Consider the following 6,526-nt stretch of genomic DNA (forward strand, 5'->3'; position numbering starts at 1 on the left):
AATCCTCTATTATTCTATCATCTCCACCAAATTTTTTCATCAATATCCCAACGGTACAATGCCCTGGCATTCTGCTTTGAACGGAGAGAAAACACACAGCACCTATTTAGGTGCATAAGTGGGCACTTGTTCCCTAGTGACTCTTTTCGGGCGCTGCCCAAACCCGCCAACGGTCAGCCCGTTGGATCGCAAATATTCAAACCCCCTACCCCCGATCTTCGGGGGATGCCCCTTCGGCTGGCGCAAACAAACGGGGTTTGTTTGAATCAATAGGCTTTGGATGTAGTGAATGAGTCAACTCCTTAATGCTCACTTTCGTTCCGCTTACCGTTGACTCATGCCGTATGTTTTTCACTCCATTTTTTAAACAGTAACGCTCCTTTTGAGTGCACACTTTTCCGAAACAACACAAAACAAACACGAACTTAATTCATCCATTATTGAACCCTTGTTGCGACTGATTTTTTTGCAAAACGTTACCTTTCTTTGTGTGCAGTGCGCTCCTTTTCAAACACAAAACGTTACCAAACTTTCGTGAAAAAACCCTCGTTGACTTTTCTAAAAACACGCACATTTTTTGCTGCGTATAACTGGGCACTTTGACAAGTGATTGGCAACTGGTCGATCATTTTCCATTACTGATCCGCCAGTGACCGGCTCGTTTTTTAGTAGTGATCGGGAAGTGATTACCTCAAAAACCGCCACTTCTGCAGAAGTGATCAGCACCACTTCTATGGGGTCATTTTTTGCTAGGCTTTGCCTAGTTCCACACCATAAGTGGGGACAAAAACCCCTTATGCTCTTTTCATATATTTTTTCTTCTCTCCATATTTCAATGCAAGAACATAAGAATTCCTTGCTGTCACATTGGTATCCACCGCCTTAAACATTGCGTGATCGTATGATCGTATCCATGGACGCAACCATGATCGTGATCGCAGGGATGCATTGATATAACTAGAATAATCAAGGTATGATCGTATGGTGAACGAGGTGGTGAAATTATATGGATAACCAAGAAACATGGCACTCTATCAAATCATTAGAGAAAGAACTTCAAATCCCAGATACCACATTACGAAGATACATTCGTCAACATGGCCATCATTTGAACATAAAGAAAAACGGAAAAAGCTATTTAGTAGCAAATGAGTCCATTCCTTTGCTGAAAAAAATTCGTGGTTTATACGTAGAAGGAAAGTCTATAGAAAACATTGAGACCGTCCTCACTAATGAGGGACACCCAATCACTATCACAATAGACAATCATACAAAAAGTACAGCATTGACGCTGAATGAGTCGATAGAGGACATAAGGAATACTCTCAACTCACAAATGAATGAACAAAAACAAATCATCCAATCTCTTATTCAGACAATTCACGAACAACAACACTACATTGAGGCTAAGCTTGAGGAACGCGACAAACACCTCATAGAGGCTCTAAAAGAGAATGAAGAAATGAAAAAACAGATTGCTGCATCTCAACAAAAAAAGTGGTGGCAATTTTGGAAATAGGACACCCATGACAATGGCGCACTTATACACACCCCTGTGTGAGTGCTAAAATCTCTCGATTTCCGTCAAGCGTGTAAAGAAGAAGCCGACTTAATAGCCGGCTTCTTCTGATTCTTCAAACCACAATGCAATGAACAGCAAAGTACAAATAATGAATGCTCCTAAATCCATCACATTAATTACAATCATCATCACATTCACCTCCACAGTGAACGGATTCTACCACAAAAATATTCCTCAAAACTAAGCTCTAAAAAATAAAAAAAATGATTGCGGACACCGCAACCAAAAAAGAAATTTTCCAATGAATTCCCAACGCTAAATCATTAAATGTTAGGATGAAAATATCCCTAAAAAAGGAGTGATTTCTATAGAAACGGTGGTTTATAGTAAGCCAAAGCAATCCCAATAATAGCTTCAATAAGTGAGATTACTATGATGATTGAATGATTAACAGGGCGACCTTTAGCAATTAGTTTCTGACCTAAATAATTCAGTAGATAGAAAACCAAAAACATTATGAAAACCGTATAAATAACAGCTAGCATACACAATACACCGTCCCTTATTTGTGGTTATTTAACCAATTTTTGTAACCGTTTGTAATACTATCACATGATAGGTCTGAAGGTGCGTCCGTACAAATTCAACAATTTTTTTCACGAGGAACAAACCAAGAAATTTGGTACAAAGAAATCTAATAGGCAATTAATTAACTACCTTTTCTTGCATTTTATCGAACGTATGTTAAACTTCTAGAAAATAAAGGGAGGTTTTTAGAATTAAATATAAAATAAGTAAAATTCTGTGCGCTTTTCTATCCATTGTATTAATGACTGTGTGTCTGATTCCCGCGGCTAATGCCGCTACACCTAACGAATTGGACAAGTTAGACATCAGTGAACAAGAACTTTTAGACATGATTGATTTTATTGAAAACGAAGCTATTCAAATAGATCGTTACGGTAATGCAACGGTTAATCTAGAAGTAATAAAAAATAAGTTTGGATATATACCACAAGAATATATCGACTTCAATAATGCTAATAAAAACTTATATGAATGTGCTGCAGTTGAACCTTTTAATACTGTATCTACGTATGCAAAAGCACCAAAAGTGATAGAACCCAGTAAATATGACAAGTGCTTAACAAGAGAAATTAAAGCTCAGTGGAAGGATGCACTTGGTGTGTCAGCTTTCACAGCAGCAGTAGAAGCATTAGCTTCCGGACAGAAAATGAAAGCAGCTAAATATCTGATTAAAGCAGGAGCAAAAGGTGGTATCCACGGTCTTGTGCTTACCTTGGGATGGATACAAATCAAATGTCTTGGCTCTATTTAACTTCTAGATTTCCTATTTCTTTTATTCGAATCTACTAATGCAAAAAAGGTCCTAAGTATTTCTTTAGGACCTTTTTTTTGCATTAGTAGATGAATTTCCACTATTTTTTTTTGGTATTTCGAAGTATCAGATATATAGCTGAAATCACAAACATAAATAAAAATGTACTCAACCAATTTATATCAGTACCAGTTAAAAACTTCACTAAAATAACAGTCAAGTAAATTACTACAAACAAAACAATATAGATTAACAAGTTTTTCAATGACCATCTCTCACTTGTTTTAGACATAATCTCACCTCTTTTAATAAACATATCAGAAAATGAAGTTCAAGAATTAAGATTCCCTCCTCACTTCTTCTTGAAGCAACCTTTCATTTAAATAATTTCTAACATCTTTTCAAACTGAAGATAAACGATAATTAAAATATGCAAATACATTTAAAATCAAAATAATCAACGAACATAAAACAATCAATACACCTTTAATACTTCCCTTAAACATTAAACTATACCTCATATTATTTAGATTAATCAGGAAATTATATAGTTTTTTATGCCAACATGCCAACGGGCCATGACTTCAAATGTCTCATTCGCAACCTCATCATCATCTTCTTCAATTCTGACAAGATCCCCGTCTTCAGCATCCGTCAAATTCAGTTCCTTATGAATCTCTTTCAAGATCCCGCCATATCCGATCAACCTCCTGGCACTTAATGCATCATCCAAATAATAAACCGTATCCAAATTTTCCTCGGTCACTTCATTCCCACGTATGACATCCGTATCCTTGACTGGATACTTCGAGATTTCCAGAATGGCCTTTTGTTCTTCCATCTCTTTACGCACTTCTTGTTCAATCGCTTCCGCATTGATTCCCTTTTTTCCTTTGACCCGCTGCACATGAACAATTGGTGTGTAATCCAATTTCATTGCCTTTTTCCAAAAGCTTGTCCACTCCGCTTGTTTAATATAAGATTGCCCTCTAAAATAGCTTTTCTTTACAGGAATCAACACATGGAAATGAGGATGATATGTATTTTCTTCATGATTTTTCGTAATCTCTAAAGCTCTGAAAAAACCAAGTGTGCCAGTTTTCACTTTTTTGTATTGAAACAGCTTTCTAAAGCCTTGCATCATATCAGTAATCGTTTGTTTTAAATCATCACCCTCGACATTTTTCACTGTCAACGTGAGAAATATCCATGCTGGCTTATATTGTCTGTTTGCTTCTTCCACAATCAATTTATTATGACTCGCAATTTTTAATGATCTTCGCCACGCACACATCGAACATAACCTCACTTTACAGAAATAAGCATTTGATAATCGTAACCTGCCCGTTTCAATATCTCTTCTAAACACAAGACACTCTGCACAATTACACACTTTTTCAGCTTTTTTTCCGTAATAAGGTGCACCGGTACGCTTTTCAAGTCCTTCATAATGAGCCGCCACAAGCGACGATCTCACTTTTTTTCCTCTCCAATCCCGCTTTTTACCTGTTGCGGTTTTATCGTCAAGGATGCTATAATTTGATTCATCTAAATATGACAAAGTCAAAAAACTCCTTCTGAAGCTAGTTTGATCTCTAGCAATCTATTATTTTAAGTGTGGTAACTTAATAATAGCAGAGGGAGTTTTGACTTGTCAAAATGCCTCTAAAGCCTTGACACCATTGAATTTATCGCACTTTTTCAAAATGACAGTGTTTCTATATGTATCAAGATAAGAAAAGACACGATTCTGACTCCGTCAAAATCGCCCAAAAATCTGGCGAAACGCCATCTTTTTAAAAACCAAAACCTAAAAACCTAAAAGACCAAAGACTAAACCAAATTTCCCCGCAGGGGGAGATTTTTTTTTGATTTTTAGCAACAAAAAAAACAGACCCTAAAGGTCTGTCGATTTTCATGTTACAAATCGAATACGATACATCATGTTGCATTCCTTGAAGCAACAGAAACGCTGTTATCTTGCGTCGCTAAACCATAAACTGGCGCAACAGCCACAGCTAAAATCAAAACGGCAGCCATAATTTTTTTAAACGTCATATTCAAAATCGCCCCTTTGAATCAGTTTCTGAACTTGGATCATCTTCTTGTAAAAAAATACAGAATCATCCAATCGTTCTATGTCATTATAAAATCTTCCAGCCTCTAAAGCTAGGTCTTCTAAATAAGGATAACCACGACTATATAAAAGTTGATCGAATTTTTGATTGACTTCAACACTAGGCGAAACCGTCACATATAACTCATGAAGCACATTAAAAAGATCGACAAACATATAATCATCATACTTTTCAGCATAGCTTTTTCCTTTCACACAATAATCAAGAGCTTCTTCTTTTCGTCCCTGCTTAAAGAAAATGATGGCTAAATCATAACAAGCTTGTACAACCTCTTTAGCACCGATCTTCTCGCCTAACTCTAATGCACGTTGGTAATATACTGTTGCTTTCGCAACATCATCTTGTTTATTAAAACAGTTTCCTAAATTCAACAAACCCTTAGTCGTAATGTAATCATGGCCAAGTGCAATAGATTCCTGTAAAGCTAATTTCAAATGGGGAAGTGCCTTCTCATAACTGACCAGATCGTCATAATTTCCCGCAATCACGAATCTACACTGGATTAACCTAACTTGATATATACTGTTTGCCTTATAAGCATGATACGCCTGTTCAACATAATACATAGATAGATGTGTTTGCTTCATGTGATAAAAGATTTCTGCCATTTTGAAAAAGAACTCCGCACGCTCCAATTCATCAGCTACTTTATCAAGTTTTCTTTCAGCATAGCGATAAAATGTAATAGCTTTTATGTACTCCCCTTTAGAAAACTCATACATCCCTCTGAAAAAATTGAAGTAGTACTCCATAATACCAGTAAGCCTTTTCCCTTCACCTTCGACAGCTCTCAAATAATCAGCTTTGTTGACAGTATTTTTTGATGGATTTACGTATTCAAGCATCTGTTCATGGCGAAATTCCATTAGCTGAAAATAAAGAACAACCTGTTCGTCTTCCTCCATCAAATCCAGTTCATTCTTAACTTCGTTACGGAGAATCTCTGCATCTGTCACATTCAACCTTTTGATATGTCGATACCACTCATTAATCTTCTGACCAACCACAGGCGCTGCAATAGTTCCCATACCATCAATCCCCCGATACATCGCTTTTTTATGTTAAATCCTAGCACATGAAATACGGCTATAACTTGCTTGCGTTTCCATTTTTGAAAATTTTCGGTATCTCGCAAACGTTTTTTAAAATGAATTCAGCAGACAAAACGAAAAAACGTATTTAAAGCCCTTATAAGCGTTTTTGACGTATCCCCTTATTTCATTACCTAAACAAAAATAAAAGCGCTCAGAATCGAATCTGAACGCTCTCAACGGCATTTTAGAATTACAGCCTCGATATTTTTATATATTTAATCATGCATCTTATCATCCAAATAAAAACGTTTCAAAACGAAAACAGCCCAATCCATTGGTATGATTGGCTTCCACCAGTTTTCTCATACATTACTACCCCCCTGTTAGCATGGGGGGGTTCTCGTTTGGCTCTGGGTGCTTCGCTTTTCGTTGCCACTCAGGCGACTACCGCCGCCTTTTCGCTTCGCACCTTCGCCAAACAATCAGATGAATA

Annotated in this window: 4 protein-coding genes; 2 read left to right on the top strand and 2 right to left on the bottom strand. The window is 36.8% G+C overall.

Annotated features, from left to right (window positions below; genetic code table 11):
* Positions 1-1,006 precede the first annotated feature (1,006 nt).
* Both MHH41_RS18725 and MHH41_RS18730 read left to right on the top strand, forming a co-directional pair.
* On the top strand, positions 1,007-1,519 hold the full coding sequence (locus MHH41_RS18725) for a DUF3967 domain-containing protein (protein WP_335363953.1): 513 nt from the start codon (positions 1,007-1,009) through the stop codon (positions 1,517-1,519).
* 919 nt (positions 1,520-2,438) lie between these two features.
* Positions 2,439-2,861: a hypothetical protein gene (locus tag MHH41_RS18730; protein ID WP_335363952.1), complete on the top strand. Its 423-nt coding sequence runs from the start codon at positions 2,439-2,441 to the stop codon at positions 2,859-2,861.
* A 535-nt stretch (positions 2,862-3,396) separates the two neighbouring features.
* Here MHH41_RS18730 and MHH41_RS18735 read toward each other — a convergent pair.
* Both MHH41_RS18735 and MHH41_RS18740 read right to left on the bottom strand, forming a co-directional pair.
* On the bottom strand, positions 3,397-4,422 hold the full coding sequence (locus tag MHH41_RS18735) for a protein rep (protein WP_172692993.1): 1,026 nt from the start codon (positions 4,420-4,422) through the stop codon (positions 3,397-3,399).
* 486 nt (positions 4,423-4,908) lie between these two features.
* On the bottom strand, positions 4,909-6,027 hold the full coding sequence (locus tag MHH41_RS18740; RefSeq protein WP_106073181.1) for a response regulator aspartate phosphatase: 1,119 nt from the start codon (positions 6,025-6,027) through the stop codon (positions 4,909-4,911).
* Between the last annotated feature and the right edge of the window lie 499 nt (positions 6,028-6,526).

Origin of the sequence: Bacillus sp. FSL K6-1145, from assembly GCF_038003425.1 — a bacterium.
Taxonomy (GTDB): domain Bacteria; phylum Bacillota; class Bacilli; order Bacillales; family Bacillaceae; genus Bacillus; species Bacillus pumilus.